This is a genomic window from Mesorhizobium sp. 128a (assembly GCF_053848025.1).
This window is the reverse complement of sequence record NZ_JBSPKY010000017.1, coordinates 1-16,757: the sequence shown is the minus strand read 5'-3', so window position 1 is coordinate 16,757 and position 16,757 is coordinate 1. Positions and strand designations below refer to the sequence as shown.

Annotated in this window: 12 protein-coding genes; 10 read left to right on the top strand and 2 right to left on the bottom strand. The window is 61.4% G+C overall.

Features of this window, described 5'->3' with window-relative positions; translation table 11 throughout:
- Positions 1-5 precede the first annotated feature (5 nt).
- From eutB to doeB, 4 genes are read left to right on the top strand one after another with little or no spacing between them, the layout of a single operon-like run.
- Entirely contained in the window at positions 6-992 is a 987-nt protein-coding gene (gene eutB / locus ACWTU9_RS24815; protein WP_455860592.1) for a hydroxyectoine utilization dehydratase EutB, read from the top strand.
- Positions 989-1,981, top strand: a complete 993-nt coding sequence (locus ACWTU9_RS24810) for a cyclodeaminase (protein WP_455860591.1) — start codon at positions 989-991, stop codon at positions 1,979-1,981. The genes eutB and ACWTU9_RS24810 overlap by 4 nt, the downstream gene beginning before the upstream one ends.
- A gap of 39 nt (positions 1,982-2,020) precedes the next feature.
- Positions 2,021-3,199 (top strand): ectoine hydrolase DoeA, encoded by a 1,179-nt coding sequence (gene doeA / locus ACWTU9_RS24805; RefSeq protein ID WP_455860590.1) that lies wholly within the window; start codon positions 2,021-2,023, stop codon positions 3,197-3,199.
- 5 nt (positions 3,200-3,204) lie between these two features.
- Positions 3,205-4,206: a N(2)-acetyl-L-2,4-diaminobutanoate deacetylase DoeB gene (gene doeB, locus ACWTU9_RS24800; RefSeq protein WP_455860589.1), complete on the top strand. Its 1,002-nt coding sequence runs from the start codon at positions 3,205-3,207 to the stop codon at positions 4,204-4,206.
- A 43-nt stretch (positions 4,207-4,249) separates the two neighbouring features.
- Here the strand turns inward: doeB and ACWTU9_RS24795 are convergent, their stop codons facing one another.
- On the bottom strand, positions 4,250-5,377 hold the full coding sequence (locus tag ACWTU9_RS24795) for a serine hydrolase domain-containing protein (protein ID WP_455860588.1): 1,128 nt from the start codon (positions 5,375-5,377) through the stop codon (positions 4,250-4,252).
- Positions 5,378-5,967: 590 nt separating this feature from the next.
- Between ACWTU9_RS24795 and ACWTU9_RS24790 the strand changes: the two genes are divergently transcribed.
- From ACWTU9_RS24790 to ACWTU9_RS24770, 5 genes are all read left to right on the top strand, one after another.
- Entirely contained in the window at positions 5,968-8,181 is a 2,214-nt protein-coding gene (locus ACWTU9_RS24790) for a mechanosensitive ion channel family protein (protein WP_455860587.1), read from the top strand.
- Positions 8,182-8,446: 265 nt separating this feature from the next.
- Positions 8,447-9,895, top strand: a complete 1,449-nt coding sequence (locus ACWTU9_RS24785; protein WP_455860586.1) for a TolC family protein — start codon at positions 8,447-8,449, stop codon at positions 9,893-9,895.
- A 37-nt stretch (positions 9,896-9,932) separates the two neighbouring features.
- Positions 9,933-12,065 (top strand): type I secretion system permease/ATPase, encoded by a 2,133-nt coding sequence (locus ACWTU9_RS24780; RefSeq protein ID WP_455860585.1) that lies wholly within the window; start codon positions 9,933-9,935, stop codon positions 12,063-12,065.
- Between the two features lie 46 nt (positions 12,066-12,111).
- Positions 12,112-13,401, top strand: a complete 1,290-nt coding sequence (locus ACWTU9_RS24775; RefSeq protein WP_455860584.1) for an HlyD family type I secretion periplasmic adaptor subunit — start codon at positions 12,112-12,114, stop codon at positions 13,399-13,401.
- Positions 13,391-14,032 carry a ribbon-helix-helix domain-containing protein gene (locus ACWTU9_RS24770; protein WP_454573516.1) on the top strand — a complete coding sequence of 214 codons (642 nt, stop codon included), beginning with the start codon at positions 13,391-13,393 and terminating at the stop codon, positions 14,030-14,032. The genes ACWTU9_RS24775 and ACWTU9_RS24770 overlap by 11 nt, the downstream gene beginning before the upstream one ends.
- Before the next feature lie 125 nt (positions 14,033-14,157).
- Here the strand turns inward: ACWTU9_RS24770 and ACWTU9_RS24765 are convergent, their stop codons facing one another.
- Entirely contained in the window at positions 14,158-15,102 is a 945-nt protein-coding gene (locus ACWTU9_RS24765; protein ID WP_455860583.1) for a transglutaminase-like cysteine peptidase, read from the bottom strand.
- A gap of 322 nt (positions 15,103-15,424) precedes the next feature.
- Here ACWTU9_RS24765 and ACWTU9_RS24760 point away from each other — a divergent pair.
- On the top strand, positions 15,425-16,757 hold a 1,333-nt coding region (locus ACWTU9_RS24760; RefSeq protein WP_455860582.1), incomplete at its 3' end, for a hypothetical protein.

The following is a 16,757-nucleotide window of genomic DNA, read 5'->3' as shown; positions in this document are numbered from 1 at the left end:
CGATCATGACAACAGTTACCCTCAGCGATATACGTGCCGCGCGTGAGCGCATTGCCGGCAAGATCGAGCGCACGCCAACCGTCTTGTCCCACAGGCTGTCGGAGCAACTTAGCGCTCCCGTCCACCTCAAACTCGAACATCGCCAGACCACCGGAAGCTTCAAGCTGCGCGGCGCCTCGAACGCCGTCGCTTCGCTGAGCGCTGAGGAGAAGGTGCGCGGCGTCGTTGCGGCATCCACAGGTAATCATGGCCGCGCGCTGGCCTACGCTGCAAAGCTCGAAGGCATGCGCGCGGTGATCTGCATGTCGCGGCTGGTGCCGGACAACAAGCTCGACGAAATCCGCCGGCTTGGCGCGGATATCCGCATCGTCGGCAACAGCCAGGACGAGGCGCAGCAGGAAGTCGAGCGACTGGTGGCGCAAGAAGGTTTGGTCATGCTACCGCCCTTCGACCATCCCGCCATCATTGCCGGGCAAGGCACGCTCGGGCTGGAGATGGTCGAGCAGGTTCCGGATGCAGCTATTGTTCTGGTGCAGCTCTCCGGCGGCGGGCTGGCCTCGGGCATCGCCGCCGCCGTCAAGGGCATCAACCCTCAGACAAAAGTCATCGGTGTTTCAATGGCGCGTGGCGCGGCGATGAAGGCAAGCCTTGAGGCAGGCAGGCCGGTCGAGGTCGAGGAGTTGCCGACGCTGGCGGATTCGCTCGGCGGCGGCATCGGCCTCGACAACCGGCTGACCTTCGCCATGTGCCGCGAGCTGCTCGACGACGTCATCCTGCTCAGCGAGGACGAAATCGCCGCGGGCATCCGCCATGCCTATGAGCACGAGCGCGAGATCGTCGAAGGCGCCGGCGCCGTCGGCATCGGCGCACTGCTTGCCGGCAAGGTCAAGGCGAACGGGCCGGCGGTCGTACTGCTGTCCGGACGAAACATTGCCATGAACACGCACCGCAAGATCGTTTGCGGTGCGGTAGCCGCGGAGCGCACCTCATGAGCCGGATGACGATCCTCACGGAGAGTGAACTACGCAAGATCGTGCCCCTCGATCTCCACGCCGTCGCCTGCGTCGAGAACGCCTTCCGCGCTTTGGCCACTTTGCCGGTGGCGATGCCACCGATCCTGCGGCTCGACATTCCCGAGCGTCGCGGCGAGGTCGACGTGAAGACCGCTTATGCGCCCGGGATAGACGGTTTCGCCGTCAAGATAAGCTCTGGCTTCTTCGACAATCCAACGCTCGGCCTGCCGAGCGGCGGCGGCATGATGGTTTTGCTCTCAGCCAAGACCGGTGTGGTCGAGGCGCTGCTGCTCGACAATGGCTATCTCACCGACATCCGCACGGCCGCCGCCGGGGCGGTAGCCGCGAAGCATCTGTCGCAGCCGGATTCGTCTGTTGCCGCAATATTCGGCGCCGGCGTGCAAGCCGGGCTGCAGCTCGAAGCGCTCTTGCTGGTGCGGCCGATCGCCGAGGCGCGCATCTGGGCCCGCGATGCGGTCAAGGCGGAGGCGACAGCAGGCGCACTGCGCGAGAAACTTGGCATTCTCGTGCGTGCCGAGCCGGACGCGGCAACGGCCGTTGGCGGCGCAGACATCATCGTCACCACCACGCCGTCGACCTCGCCGCTGATCAAGGCCGGCTTCGTTTCGGCCGGCCAGCACATCACTGCGATGGGTTCGGACGCAGAGCACAAGAACGAGATCGCACCCGCCATTCTGCGCATGGCCGATCTCTACGTCGCCGACAGCGCGAAGCAGACACGACGTCTCGGCGAACTGCATCACGCCATCGCCTCGGGCGTTATGGGCGCCGACATGGAGGTCACCGAGCTCGGCCAGATCATTGCCGGCGAAAAGCACGGAAGGCGCTCGGCCAGCGACATCACCATCGCCGACCTCACCGGCACCGGCGTGCAGGACACCGCGATTGCCACTCTGGCCCGCGACCGGGCGCGGGCGGCCAAGTCCGGCACCATTTTCGAAAGCTGACTTCTGGCCGCGAGGCCCAACAAACGAGGACCAAGAACAATGCAACCGAACCTGAAATTCTCGCGCGCCGAATTTGCGGACCGCCTCGCCAAAACACGGCGATCCATGGGGACGAAGGGCGTCGATCTGCTGATCGTCAGCGATCCGTCCAACATGGCCTGGCTGACCGGCTATGATGGCTGGTCGTTCTATGTGCACCAGGCGGTCATCGTGCCGCCATCGGGCGAGCCGGTCTGGTACGGCCGTGGCCAGGACGCCAACGGCGCCAAGCGCACCGCCTATCTCGCGCATGACAATATCGTCGGCTATGCCGACCACTACGTGCAGTCGACCGAGCGCCACCCCATGGATTTCTTGGCCAGCGTGCTCAGTGATCGCGGCTGGAGCAAGCTCACCATCGGCGTCGAGATGGACAATTACTGGTTCTCGGCGGCCGCCTTCGCCGCGCTGCAGAAGCATCTGCCCAACGCCCGCTTCGTCGACGCCACTGCGCTGGTCAACTGGCAGCGCGCCGTGAAGAGCCCGACCGAGATCGATTATATGCGCAAGGCAGCCCGCATCGTCGAAGCCATGCACCAGCGCATCGTCGACAAGATCGAAGTCGGCATGCGCAAATGCGATCTGGTGGCCGAAATCTACGATGCCGGCACGCGCGGCGTCGACGGGATCGGCGGCGACTATCCGGCGATCGTTCCGCTGCTGCCGTCGGGCGCCGACGCTTCGGCACCGCATTTGACCTGGGACGACCTGCCGATGAAGTCGGGCGAAGGCACCTTCTTCGAGATCGCCGGCTGCTACAACCGCTACCATTGCCCGCTGTCGCGCACCGTCTTTCTGGGCAAGCCGACACAGGAGTTCCTCGATGCCGAGAAGGCGACGCTGGAGGGCATGGAGGCGGGGCTTGCGGCTGCGAAACCCGGCAACACCTGCGAGGACATTGCCAACGCCTTCTTCGCTGTCTTGAAAAAATACGGCATCGTCAAGGATAACCGCACCGGCTATCCGATCGGTCTGTCCTACCCGCCGGATTGGGGCGAGCGCACCATGAGCCTGCGCCCCGGCGACCGCACCGAGCTCAAGCCCGGCATGACCTTCCATTTCATGACCGGCCTGTGGCTGGAGACGATGGGACTGGAAATCACTGAATCCATCCTGATCACCGAAACCGGTGTAGAGTGCCTGGCCAATGTGCCGCGCAAGCTGGTGGTGAAGAATTGAAACCGATGTCTGGTCTCCGCCCATCGCCGATCGCGCCAACCGTCGATTTCGACAAGGACGGCGTGCAACACGGTTTCCTGCGCTTGCCCTACAGCCGCGACGACTCGGCCTGGGGTTCGGTGATGATCCCGATCTGCGTCATCCGCAATGGCAAGGGGCAGACTGCCTTGCTCACCGGCGGCAACCATGGCGATGAGTATGAGGGGCCGCTGGCGCTTTACGATCTCGCCCGCACACTCGACGTGAGCCAGGTCAGCGGCACGGTGATCATCGTGCCGGCGATGAACTATCCGGCCTTCCGCGCCGGTACGCGGACGTCGCCGATCGACAAGGGCAACATGAACCGCGCTTTCCCTGGCAGGCCGGACGGCACGGTGACGGAAAAGATCGCAGACTATTTCCAGCGCGAATTGCTTCCGCGTGCCGACCTCGTCTTCGACTTCCACTCCGGCGGCAGGACGCTGGATTTCGTGCCGTTCTGCGCCGCGCACACTTTGCCCGACAAGGCACAGGAGCAGAAAGCCTTCGACGCGGTCGCGGCGTTCTCCGCACCGTTCTCGATGCGCATGATCGAGATCGACTCGGTCGGCATGTACGACACGGCGGCTGAGGAAATGGGCAAGGTCTTCGTCAGCACCGAGCTTGGCGGCGGCGGCACCTCGCGCGCCCAGACCATGCGGATTGCGCGGCGCGGTATCAGCAATGTCCTGCGTCATGCCGGCATCGTTGCTGGGGCGGTCGAGAAGACTCGAACCCAGTGGCTCGACATGCCGTCAGGCGATTGCTTCTCCTTCGCTGAGGATGACGGCATGATCGAAACCATGGTCGATCTTGGCGAGCCAGTCACGGAAGGCGCGGTGCTGGCGCGCATCCATTCCACCGGCCGCACCGGCATCGCTCCTCAGGAAATCAAAGCGAAAATGTCCGGCATGCTGGCGGGGCGTCATTTCCCCGGCCTGGTCAAAGCCGGTGACTGTGCCGCGGTGATTGGCGCTCTGGTCTCGTGATGTTCGGGGTGAGCGAAATCAATGACCAGCGTGTGTGCTTGTATCAAAGAGCATCGTAGACGGCGTCGATCACACCCTTGCGGCGTGGATCGAGGTCGTCGAAACCGAGCATACGATTGGTGACATAGCCGAACCCGACACCGGCGACGGGATCGGCAAAGCCGATGGCGCCGCCCCAGCCGCTGTGACCGAACGTTTGCGGCGACGCGCGCCCGGCATAGGTGGGATCCTCCATCTGATAGCCGGCGGCGAAGGCTGTCGGCAACGCGAAGCTGTCGTCCATGCCGCGAATGCGAAGTCTTGCTGCTTCTGCGACTGCGGCAGGGCCGATCAGAGGCTTGCCCTCCCACACGCCGCCGGCCGCCATCATGCCGTAGATGCGGGCCAGTGCGTGGGCAGTCGACTGGCCATTGCCGCCCGGCACCTCGGCGGCGCGCCAGGCGCGATCGTTGGGCGCCGTTGCCCGGGGTGTCGGATTATTCGATGCGTGGGGAAAGGGCGAGGCGCGGACAAACTCGACCCAGTCCGAAGTTTTTGGACCTTCAATCATCTCGGCGACCCTGGGATCCTCACTGGCCGGCAGACCGACATGAAAATCGGCGCCAAGCGGGCCTGCGATCTCTTCCGCGATGAAGCGGCCCACGCTTCGCCCGTCGACACGTCGCAGCACTTCGCCAGCGAGGTGGCCATAAGTGAGAGCATGATAGACACAGCGGCTGCCGGGCTCCCATAGCGGCGGCATTGCGGCAAGCGCGTCGACAAAGGGCGTCCACGCCAACAGCCCTGCCTCGTCCATCGGCACGGCGAGACCATTCAGCCCGGCCTGATGCGACATGATCTGATCGAGCGTGATGCGCTCCTTGCCGCCTGCCGCGAATTCCGGCCAGTAGCGCGCAACGGGGGCGGCATAATCGAGCCTGCCGCGCTCCACCAACATGGCGATGGCCAAGGCCACAACGCCCTTGGTGCAGGACCAGACATTGACCAGCGTGTCTTGCCGCCACGGGCGGCTGCGCGCGGCATCGGCGTGACCGCCCCACAGATCAACGACGGTCCTGCCATGGACCACGACCGACACGCCGCCACCATGCTCGAGCCCTTGGTCGAAAGACCTGCCAAACGCCTCGCGCACGCCGGCAAAGCGCGGATCGCAGGTACCGTCTATGTTCATGCGCGAATTCTCATTCGGTAGGAGGTGGTCGTCGACGCGATGCAGTTTCAGTGGCTGCCCTTGGATTGGCAACCAAGCTCTGGCGACCAGCACAGAGACATGGTGCCGCAGTCAGTCCGGAGGGCAGTGGCGTGCCTGCCAACACGACCTTGCCATGGCATCGATCGCACGGCGGGTGACGAGCGCCTCTTCCTTGTACGGTCGGGTTCTGGACGAGGCTGACGGTGTAGCCATCCTTGGTGAGGATGTCGTAGACGCCCTTCCATCCCGTCACGGTCAATTTCGCTATTAAGGATATTGTACATCCTTGTGGATATAAGATATCCTTAATTGTCGAACTGGAAAGTCCTTCCAACAATAAGGGACAGGCGACAGCTTGCCGTCACCAGGTGCCCTGCCCAACGGACTAGCCAGGACCGATGAGACTTGCACCACAACATCGGCTTGTTCAAGGTAGGTGCAACGACGGACCTAGCTGTCTTTGCTCGCCGATTTGACCGGAAGGTTACCGCACGATGCCACTCATGAATCGACGATTTGGAGCCAAGACTCCGGCGCGCCCGGCACGACTTCTCGGAGACCTGGCGGCGATGTTTGTCCTGATTGCCAGGCCGCTTGTCTTTGGGATCGCCCTTTTGTTGGCTGCTCAGGCACATGCGCAAACGCCGGCGACCGCCCCACCTGAAAGGGTCAATCAGTTGTTCGAGCTTCTCGACGATCCGTCGGTGAAGGCCTGGGTGGCCCAACAGCGAAATCAGGACGGCGGGTCAACGGAGACACCCGCCGGGGCGGGCGCTCCGTCGGCCGGCACCGCGGCTGCGCCAGGTCAGATGAACACGATGGCCTCCTCGACGCTCGATCGGATCAAACATCATATTGAAAAGATCGTGCGAACCTTGCCCTCGCTGCCGGGCCAGTTCGCGCGCGTCCGGGCCAATACCATGGACGATATGTCGAACAAGGGGCCAGCCAGCATATTGGTGCTGGTCGCGATCTTCATCGCCGCTGGCCTAGCGCTCACCTGGGCAACGTACAAGCTCACCCGTCCATTTCGTCTTTGGATCATCGCACAGCCGAAAGATACGCCCGTCGGGCGGGCCAAGAAGATTGGCGGTCGCACGCTTTATTCCAGCATGATGATCGTCTCGTTCGCTCTGGGCAGCGCCGGCGCATTCATGCTGTTCGAGTGGCCGGGGCTGATCCGCGAGATTGTGCTGACATTTCTGATTGCCGCGGTCTTTACCTGGGGTGTGCGCCTGTACGTCATGGCTATGCTCGTCCCCTCCTTTATGGAGGTCGAGCACGCCGCTGAGGTTCGTGCCCTGCCGATCACCAACGAGACCGCTGACCATTGGGCCTATTGGTTACCCCGGATTGTCGGGTTTTTCGCCTTCGTCTTCGCCGCCTTTATCCTCTTGCCGGGTCTAGGCATCGATCAGGACGGAATGACGGTCCTGTCCGTGGTCGCCGATTTCCTCCTGCTGTCGCTCGTGTTGGTTGCCGTCTGGCGTCGGCCCAGAATCCAGCGGGACGGCGCCCGCCAAAGCGGTCACACGGCAACGACATGGCTGTTGACTGCCTATTTCGTCGCTCTGTTCCTGCAGCGCATAGCCGGCCTTTACACCTTGTTCTGGTTTACCTTCACCGCATTCTTCCTGCCCATGGCAATCGTTCTGACCGAGCGTGGGGTTAACTTCATCCTGCGGCCGGGTTCGGAAGAAGCTGGCCGGCCAACGATCCCGGCGGTGACGATCGCAGCCATCGACCGCGGAATCCGGATGATTTTTATTCTGGCGGCGGCTTACTTTCTCGCCGGGGTCCTGGGCCTGGACATGCAATCCATGCGGGACGGCGATACGATCACCACGCTGATATTGCGCGGCTTGATCAACGTCGTGGTCATCGCGCTTGCAGCCGATTTCGGCTGGTCGATCATCAAGGCCTTGATCGAACGAAAGCTGGGCATCGAGATGCCGCAGGCGGCAATGGGCGAGGAGGAAGTCCCGACCCTCGACCCCCAGCAGGCGCGGTTGCGCACGCTTTTGCCGATCATCCAGAACATTCTGCTTGCAGTGATCGTCGTGATGGCGGTGCTGATGATGCTCGCCTCGATCGGTATCCAGATCGGCCCGCTGATCGCCGGCGCCGGCGTTGTCGGCGTCGCCGTGGGTTTTGGCGCACAAACCATCGTCAAGGACGTCATCTCGGGCGTGTTTTATCTGCTAGACGATGCTTTTCGTGTCGGCGAATACATTTCCTCAGGCAGCTACAAGGGTACAGTGGAAAGCTTTTCGCTGCGCTCGGTGAAGCTGCGCCACCATCGTGGTCCGCTGTTCACGATACCGTTCGGTGAACTCGGGGCAGTCCAGAACCAGAGCCGTGACTGGGTTATCGACAAGTTCAACATCACCGTCGGCTATGACACCGATATCGACTTCGCTCGCAAGCTGATCAAGCGAATCGGCCTCGAACTGGCAGAAGATCCCGAGTTCAAGAACTGGGTGCTCGACCCGATCAAGATGCAGGGCGTACAGGAGTTCGGCGAGTACGGCATCGTCTTGAGGGTCAAGGCCATGACCAGACCCGGAGGCGCTTTCGGCATGAAACGCAAATTCTATGTGCGTCTGCGCCAGGTCTTCAAGGAGCAGGGCATCGAACTCCCGTTCCCGACCGTCCACGTCCAGGGGCTGCAGGACCCACATGGGGCAGAAAATGCACCATTGGAGATCACACCCGAGTTGCAAATGGCCGTCGCGCAGTCGCACACCAATCGACGCAGAAAAAAAACGAGTACACCGGAGTAGGAAAGCTGTGACACCCCCCGGCAATGGCGTGGGTTTCCGCATGGACGTCGTCAACTCGAGGGTCGCAGACCGTGGAAACACACATATGTGGTCGCGCTCAATCAGAGTGCAGCCAGGCGTCTTTTTGTGCTATTTTTGCTACATTTCGTAACTTTGTGACTTGAGCCCACGGTTTTAGCGACCGCTAAATTGTAAATCTGTAGACAATCATGCTTGGGTTGCAGCGCTTGGAATAAGGTGCAGGGGGAATGTTGGGGTGGTCAAAATGAATTCGACAACTATGTCGGCCATAGGCAAGCGCCTTGGCCTGCTGACAACGGTTGCCATATTGGGCTGCGGGAACGCTCACGCGCTCACTCTCAAGGAGGCGATGGCGGTCGCGGTGGAGTCCAATCCCGAGATTGGCCAAGCAATCGAGAATCGTGAAGCAATCGAATTCGAACTGCGCCAGGCGAAGGGGCTTTATCTTCCCAGCGTTGACCTGGAAGCGTCAGCGGGGGCTCGCCGCCTCGACAATCCGGACAGGCGCTCGCTTTCCATCGAGAACGACACGCTCTATCCAGCTGAAACCGACCTCACGGTTACGCAGACGCTCTACGACAGCGGTGCAAGGCGCGCCGAACTGAACCGCCAGGCCTCGCGCGTCGACGGCGCCTCGTTCCGGGTTCTGGAACGGTCCGAATTCATCGGGCTCTCGGTTGTCCAGGATTACCTCGAAGCCATGTTGCAGGCCTCGATCGTTGTCGAAGCAAAGAAAAACCTCGGATTCCATCAGGGAATTCTCGGCGACATCCGGCAAGGCATTGCCGGCGGCGCACTGAACGAGGCCGATCGGCAGCAGGCCGAGGAGCGGCTGTTTGCCGCCAAGGCCCGTATGCAGGAAGCCACCGAGGAACTCGAGGCAGCAAAGATCCGGTTCTTCAAGACTGTCGGAAAGCCGCTGACCAGTGCCTCGAGGCCGGGCGATGTGTCCGCCGCGCTGCCGAGATCGCTTGATGAAGCTATCGGGCTGGCACGACAGAACAATCCGCGCGTGCATATGGCCAACAGCGATATCGACGCCGCGGCTTCCCTGGTGGATGCCGCACGGGCAAAATTCGGGCCCTCGATTACCGCCGAAGGCGTCGCCCGGGCAGGATCCGACATCGATGGCAGTGATGGCGACACGAGCGATCTTCAGGCAAGGGTCGTGCTGCGCTGGAACCTTTATCGCGGCGGCATCGACAAGGCTAACGAACAAGAACAGGTTCGCCGCACCAGCGAGCAGCGCCTTTTCCTGCACCAGGTCCTGCGCGAGATCGAGGAAGCCGTCCGCACGTCATGGGATCGACGCTTCCGGCAGGCCGACCTGGCCAAGACGCTGAAGCTTCAGGCTGCGGCCAACGAAAAATTGGTGGCGTCCTATCGCGAGCAGTTCAAGGTCGGACAACGCTCGCTACTCGACGTGCTCGACGCGCAGAACACGCGGTTCAACACAGCAACGCTTGCCGACACCGCGTCCTACGCGTCGCTTTTCGCCCAGTACCGACTGCTGGCGGCAACCGGACAATTGCTGAAGACCATGGACCTTCAGCCGGCCAAACAGGCAACCGCCTACGCCAAGGCCGAGTTCAACGCACCGGAAACGGCCGACACCGAAACCTATGCACGCACGCCGTCGGAACAGAAGAACGATCTGCCTTTCGACATCCTCGCGCCGGTAAGGAAAAAGTAGTAAGGCCAAGGTCTAACGACAGTCCTGCGGGCGGATCGTGAACCCACAACCTAAAATCCTGTCCCCGAAGGAGGCCTTCAAGGCCTGCTTTTCGGCTGTTGCCGGCTACCTGGGCAGGCCGAGTGCCGAGACCGTGCTGTTTGCCGGCGTGCCGCTGTCGGATACCCGAATCGATATCGACGCCATTCGGCATCTTGCTGAACGTGTCGGTCTTGAAATCACGGAGTTCAGCCATCGCGATTTTCTTCGCGGACGCATCGACCTCCCCGCCATCTTGTTTCGCGTCAGCCAATTGCCGGTTGCGCTGCTTGCCGAGACAGAGGACGATGGATTTACGACCGCTCCCCAGGAGGACGGTCGCACAACCATCAGCAAATCCGAACTTGCCGGAAGCTACATAAGCGGCGGGGTTTCCTTCTCGATAACCTATGCCAACGCGGTCGAGGGGATGAGCGTCGGTTCGGCGGCCAAGATTGAGCGGCGACATTGGTTGACCGGAACGATGGGGCCGTTCTGGCGCACCTATTCGAAGGTCATCCTGTCAGCGGTATTCATCAATCTGCTGGCTCTTGCCTCGCCGATCTTCACCATGAATGTCTACGACAGGATCTTGCCAAACAAGGCGATATCGACGCTTTGGGTGCTGTCGATCGGGATCGGCGCGGTCATTCTGTTCGACCTGCTCTTGAAGACCGCCAGAGCGTCGCTGATCGACTATGCCGGGCGCAAGGCCGATCTTCGCATCTCCTATATGCTGTTCGAGAAGGTGCTGAACTCGTCCTTGTCGGCACGGCCCGGCTCAACCGGCGAATATGCAAATCGGGTGACGCAGTACGAGTTCGTACGCGAGTTTTTCACGTCGAACACCATCAGCGTCTTCATCGACACGGCATTCGTCTTTGTCTTTCTTCTTGTCATCTATGCGATAGGCGGATGGCTGGTCATCATACCGGCCATTGCCTTTGTCGCCTCCGTGATCGTCGGGCTGATCACGCAACGGCGTATCGGCAAGCGCGTTGCCGCTTCCATGAACGAGGCTTCGCAACGCCAGGCCCTGCTGGTCGAATCCATCTCCACGCTGGAGACGATCAAGTCGCTGCGGGCAGAGGCGTACCTTCTGAGAAAATGGGCAGAGCATTCCAAGAATGCATCCAACACGTCCGAGAAGATAAAGCAGCTTTCGGCTGCCGCCGGCAACATCACGCAGGCCATCCAGCAGATGGTGACCGTCGCCCTGATCGTGGCCGGCGCCTATGCCTTTTCGGAAGGGCATGTCTCCACCGGCGCCATCATCGGCACCGTCATGCTGGCGGGCCGGGCGGTGGCTCCGCTTGGGCAGATCGCAATCACCTTGTCCAGACTTCGTCAGGCAATGCTTTCCTTGCGGATTGTCAACTCGATCATGGCCCAGCCGGAGGATCGGCCGGACACGGTTGGTTTCGTCAACCGCCCCATTCGCAATGGCGCGATGGCGTTCAGGAACGTCGGCTTTGTCTATCCGGGTTCCGAAAACGAAGTTCTGACCGGCGTGAATTTCTCGGTGAAGCCTGGTGAGCGGATCGGCATCATCGGCCGCATAGGCTCGGGAAAGACGACCATGGGGCGGCTGATCGGCAGGCTCTTCCTGCCGACCTCCGGCGAGCTGCTGGTGGACGGGATCGACATCCGCCAATACCACCCGTCGGAGGTTCGCGCCGCGGTCGGTATCGTCGCGCAGGCCAACGATCTGTTTTCAGGCACCATCAAGGAAAATCTCCTGATGGCGTGTCCGGAGGCGACCGATGAACAGATCGTCGAAGCGGCCAAGGCTGCCGGCGTCGACGATTTCGTCTCCCGCCATCCGCGCGGCTACGACATGAATGTCGGCGAGCGCGGCACCAACCTCTCGGGCGGCCAGAGGCAGACTATGGCAATTGCCCGCCTGTTGCTGACCAAACCGAAAATCGTCTTCCTGGACGAGCCGTCCGGCTCGATGGATCTGGCTTCCGAGCGCCAGCTGATCAAGCAGCTCAAGGTGGCCTTCGATCGCAGTACGACGCTGATCGTTTCGACGCACCGCTTCAGCATGCTCGAGTTGGCCGACCGCCTGATTGTCATCGAGCAGGGCAAGATCGTTGCCGATGGACCGAAAGACCAAGTGATACAGGCGCTGCAGAGAACGAGCGCCTGACAGAAACAGACTTGTTGAGTACATTCAATACGTTAGGGCATGGACAATGCTTGCCAGGGAAGACCGCCCGCCGCTTTTTGCGTCGGTGTCGATATTCATCATCGGAGCGCTTTTTGCGAGTTCGGTCGCCTGGGCGTCCTTTGCCGAGGTCGATGAAATCGCACGCGGCGACGGCAAGATCATACCGGCGTCGAAGACCCAGATCATCCAGGCCAGCGAGCCTGGCGTTGTTCAGGAAATCGCGGTGACGATCGGGCAGATCGTCAAGAAGAACGACCTCATCATTCGCCTCGACAACACCTTCAACACCTCCAGCCTAGGCGAACAGCAGGCGAAGGCGCGGGCGCTGCAGACGCGCATTGCGCGGCTCAAGTTCGAACAGACCGGCACTCTCGAGGGCGCGTTTCCCTGCCCGTCGGAGATCCAGAAGGTGGCGCCGGAAATCTGCGACAACGAACAGAAGCTGCTCATCGCGCGCCGCGACAACTTCGAAGTCAAGCTCTCGGTTCTCAAGTCGCGCCTCGATCAGCGCGAAAAGGAACTGGACGAAGCCAACGCCAATGCCGATCGCCTTACCAAGAATCTGGTCGTCAGCGACCAGGAGGCGAAGCTGGTCGAAGCGATGGTCAAGAAAGGCCTGATGGCGCGAACCGAGCAGTTGCGCGTCGAGCGCGAGCAGACCGAGCTCAATGGCCAGCTGGCACTCGCGGGAGAAACCATCAAGAAAGCCAAGTCTGCCATCACGGAAGCCCAGCTTCAGGTCGATGAACTCGGCCTGCAGCTGCAACAGGAAGCGCTCAGCGATCTGACAGAGGCGCTCGCCGACCTCTCGGTGGTGGATGAGACGATACGCGGTGCCACCGACAAGGTGGCGCGCACCGACATCCGTTCGCCTGTCGACGGCATCGTCAACACACTCGACATCAACACGGTCGGCGCCTTCGTCCAGCCCGGCGCAGTCGTCGCAGGTATCGTCCCGACCTCCGAGACCCTGCTGGTCGAAGCGCGGGTTTCACCGCGAGACGTCGCCTTCATCCGGCCGGGGCAGGATGCACTGATCAAGGTGACCGCCTATGACTTCTCGATCTTCGGCGGCATCGAAGGCAAGGTCTCCAACATCACCGCCGACAGCCTGGTCGACCAGAAGACCGGCGAACCCTACTATCAGGTTCGCGTCGCCACCGACAAATCGACGCTGACACGCGACGGCAAGACCTATTCGATCATCCCCGGCATGATCTGTTCGGTCGACATCAAGACCGGACGCAAGACGATCCTCACCTACCTGATGAAGCCGATCAACAAAGCGCGCGAGGAGGCGATGAGTGAGCGGTAGCGCGATCTCCCCTCCTGCCGATCGCGACCGGCTGCTGCCACCGCTGGCGGCAGAGGATTTCGGGCTGGAGTTTCGGGTTGTGGCGCGTGGCGGTACGCGCCGCGGCATTCGCCTGGAACGGGCGTTCTGGACCTCGCTGAAGCAAATGGCAGAAAGCCGGAAATGCACGATCGGCATGCTGATCGAAGAGATCGCCGAGAGCCACGCCAACACCGGAAACCTGACATCGGCAATCCGGGTGGCCTGCATGCGCGGACTGGCCGACCAGAACCTAACCTTGCAGCGGCTGGCGTCGATCAAGACCATCAACGCCATTCTGGTCGCCTGCCCCTCGCCGGCCTTTGCCCTGTCCTCGTCGAAGAAGATCCTGACCTTCAATGCGCAGTTCCAGCAACTGGTGCGACGTCAATTGCCGGCGGCGCCGAACGAGGACGCGCGCCATGACCTCAAGCTGGCGCTGGACCTCAATGTCGCCGACATATTCGCAAGGCTCGAGGCCAATGGCGAGACGCCGGTCGCCACCGGTTTCGTCATCGGCGCCGGTGACCGCCGCTACCGAGGTCAACTGAACGCGGCGCGCGCGCCGGTGCTCGAGCCGGAACTGCTGATGGCATTCGTCTTCGGCGGCTAATGCATGTCGAGCAAAAGTGACCTCTTGCGATAACGACATGCATCAAACAATGACCTAAAGCGCGTCGTGTGAATCCGTTTTCACGCGACGCGCTTTAGGGCGCCGAAGACACCGTGACGGCATACTTACTGCTGCAGACCTTCGCCCGGCGCGACCGTTGAAAGGCCGCCCTTGATATCGGCTATTTGCGCAGAGCCGGTCTTCGCACCATGGATCCATGCGCGGTCGGTGCTGAACGAATACAGCGGCACGTAGCTCGGCAGATCGCTGTCGCGCGAAACGACATTGCTCAGGCTGTCGAGAATGAAAACGCCGCTGCCGGTGCTGACCGACAGCACGGCATGGAAGAAACCGCGCTTGCGATCCTGCAAGACAACCAGCGACATGCTCTGGGCCGGGATGCCCGCATGCAACAGCGCGGCCATCTTGAGGATGGCAAAATCCTCGCAGTCCCCTGCCCGCCGCTCGAGGATTTCCGAAGGCTTGGCCCAGTAGTCGAGCTTGCCGTAAACCACGCTGTCCTTCTTGTAGGCGATGGCGCGATTTATACTTGAGTTGACGAAAGACAGCTTGTCGATGAAGCGCTTATCCCGCGCTGCCTCGACGATCCCGGCAAAGGTGCTGTTCTTGCGCTCGCATGAACTGCCCGCGGTGCACTCGACAATTGCCTTGTAGACAGGCGCCCAGCGCGCCGAGACCGGGAAATTGCGCATCGACAGGGCGACCGAACCGAACACGCCGGGAATGATCGCCGCCGTCTGGATCGGGTCGATCCCGGCGTCGTCCAGCACGATCGAAGGATCGCGCTTTTCATCAACGGCAACAGGACCATAGCTGCCGAAAGCCATGCCGACCCTGTTGGCTGAAACGGGCTGCCAGGGTTGCGGCCGAGCCAGCGAAACGCCACCGAGACTGGACGGGGTTTCGACCGCTGCCAACATTCCAACGACAGCGCGGTTGTCCTCGGCAACGGCGCTTGCGGAGGATGGATGCGCCAGGCTTGCGATGCCCATTGCCAGCAGGAGCAGCTTGAGCCCGGTTATCCCCGGGGCAGATTTTTCTTTTTTCATAACGCCCACCTTTGACGGTGGACGCTACCCATCTTGTCTCAAATTACTGGAAAGGAAGGTGGATAAATTTCGGAAAAGCCGGAACATCTATTTTGCGTAAAATTTTATTCAAATTTATACTTCTGTCTATCGACCCGCGCCGGCCGGCGGATATCAAACGGGCCACGGCCGGACCAATGTATATCAGGTTATACGTTTGGGATTTACCACGTATAAAAAATGCCGAGACAGGCATATCGGAATATATGAAATCGGTTGTGGGATAGTTGCAAAGCAGAGGCCGTCACTGTCTCTTTCCGGAAAATACCGAAGGGGTTTGGTTATGACGAGCAATAACGAATTGGACACCGTCTCGAATTCTTGGGACCAGCATTCTCCCGATGAACATGGCGGCTCACCATCGCAGGCGGGAACGCAGGTAGCGCAGGCCGCTCAGGCGGCGCCTGCCGAGCCCGTACCGGTCGATGTCGGCAGCGGCGCGCCCGTCAAACAAGATGCACCTGCGGAGGCGAAGGCACCGGCGACAGCTGCGTCCCACGAATACGTGGCCGACGCCAGCAACGTGGTAAAGCTTCCTGCCAACGTCTCGATCGACAACATCAAGGTCGACGGCCACAACCTCGTACTCGAACAGGCTGATGGCTCGGTGATCGTGATCAAGGATGGCGCGCTCAACGTGCCGACCTTCATCATCGGTGACGTCGAGGTGCCGCGCGTTGCCTTGCTGGCAGCTCTCGAAGCAAGCCATGTCGATGTCGCCTTCGGTGCCGATGGTTCCATATCGGCCGGTCCGGGCGGTCCGAACCCAAGCGCGGGCGCAGACTTTTCGGTTCCCCCCGGTGGTATCGGCGACGGGTTTGACCTGTCGGCACTGTTGCCGCCCACGGCTCTGCAATTTGGGCTTCTGGATCGGCGCGAACTGTTTCCGTCTGTCGTCGACAGGCCTGTTTCGGTGGTGGCCACATCATTGCTGACCCCGGACCAGGCGGCCAGCGAAACCGGTCTTGACGGCGGTCCGGCTCAATCACCCGGCAGCGACGCGCCGAGTGACGCGGAAACCTCCGGCATCGGAACGATCAGCATCGACGCGCCGGATGGTATCGGCTCGATCGTCATCAACGGCGTCACCGTCACCGGCGTCGGCCAGCAGATTCCAGGCGATTTCGGCTACCTGACGATCGTCTCCTACAACCCGAGCACGGGTGCTATCGAATACAATTACACGGTGACTGAATCGGTCACTCATCCCCTACAGGGGGACGGTTTCAATCCCAACGACACGGTTCCGGACAATTTCAGCATCACGGTTACGGATGTCGACGGCGATTCGGCCAGCACCACCTTTGCCGTCGCCATCATCGACGACGTGCCGACGGCGATTGCCGATACCGACAGCATCGCCGCAGGCCAGTTTGGCCCCGCGACGGGCAATGTGCTTGTCGGCGGGACGGACGCGGTCGACGCGAACACCACGGACGGCGTTGCCGACACCAAGGGCGCCGACGGTGCGGCGGTGGTTGGCGTCCAGGCTGGCAACACCAATGCCGCTGTCGACAATGCAGCCACGCTCGGCGTCGAAATCCAGGGTACCTACGGCAAGCTGACGCTGGCCGCCGACGGCACCTACAGCTACGTTCGCGATGCCGGCACGCCCG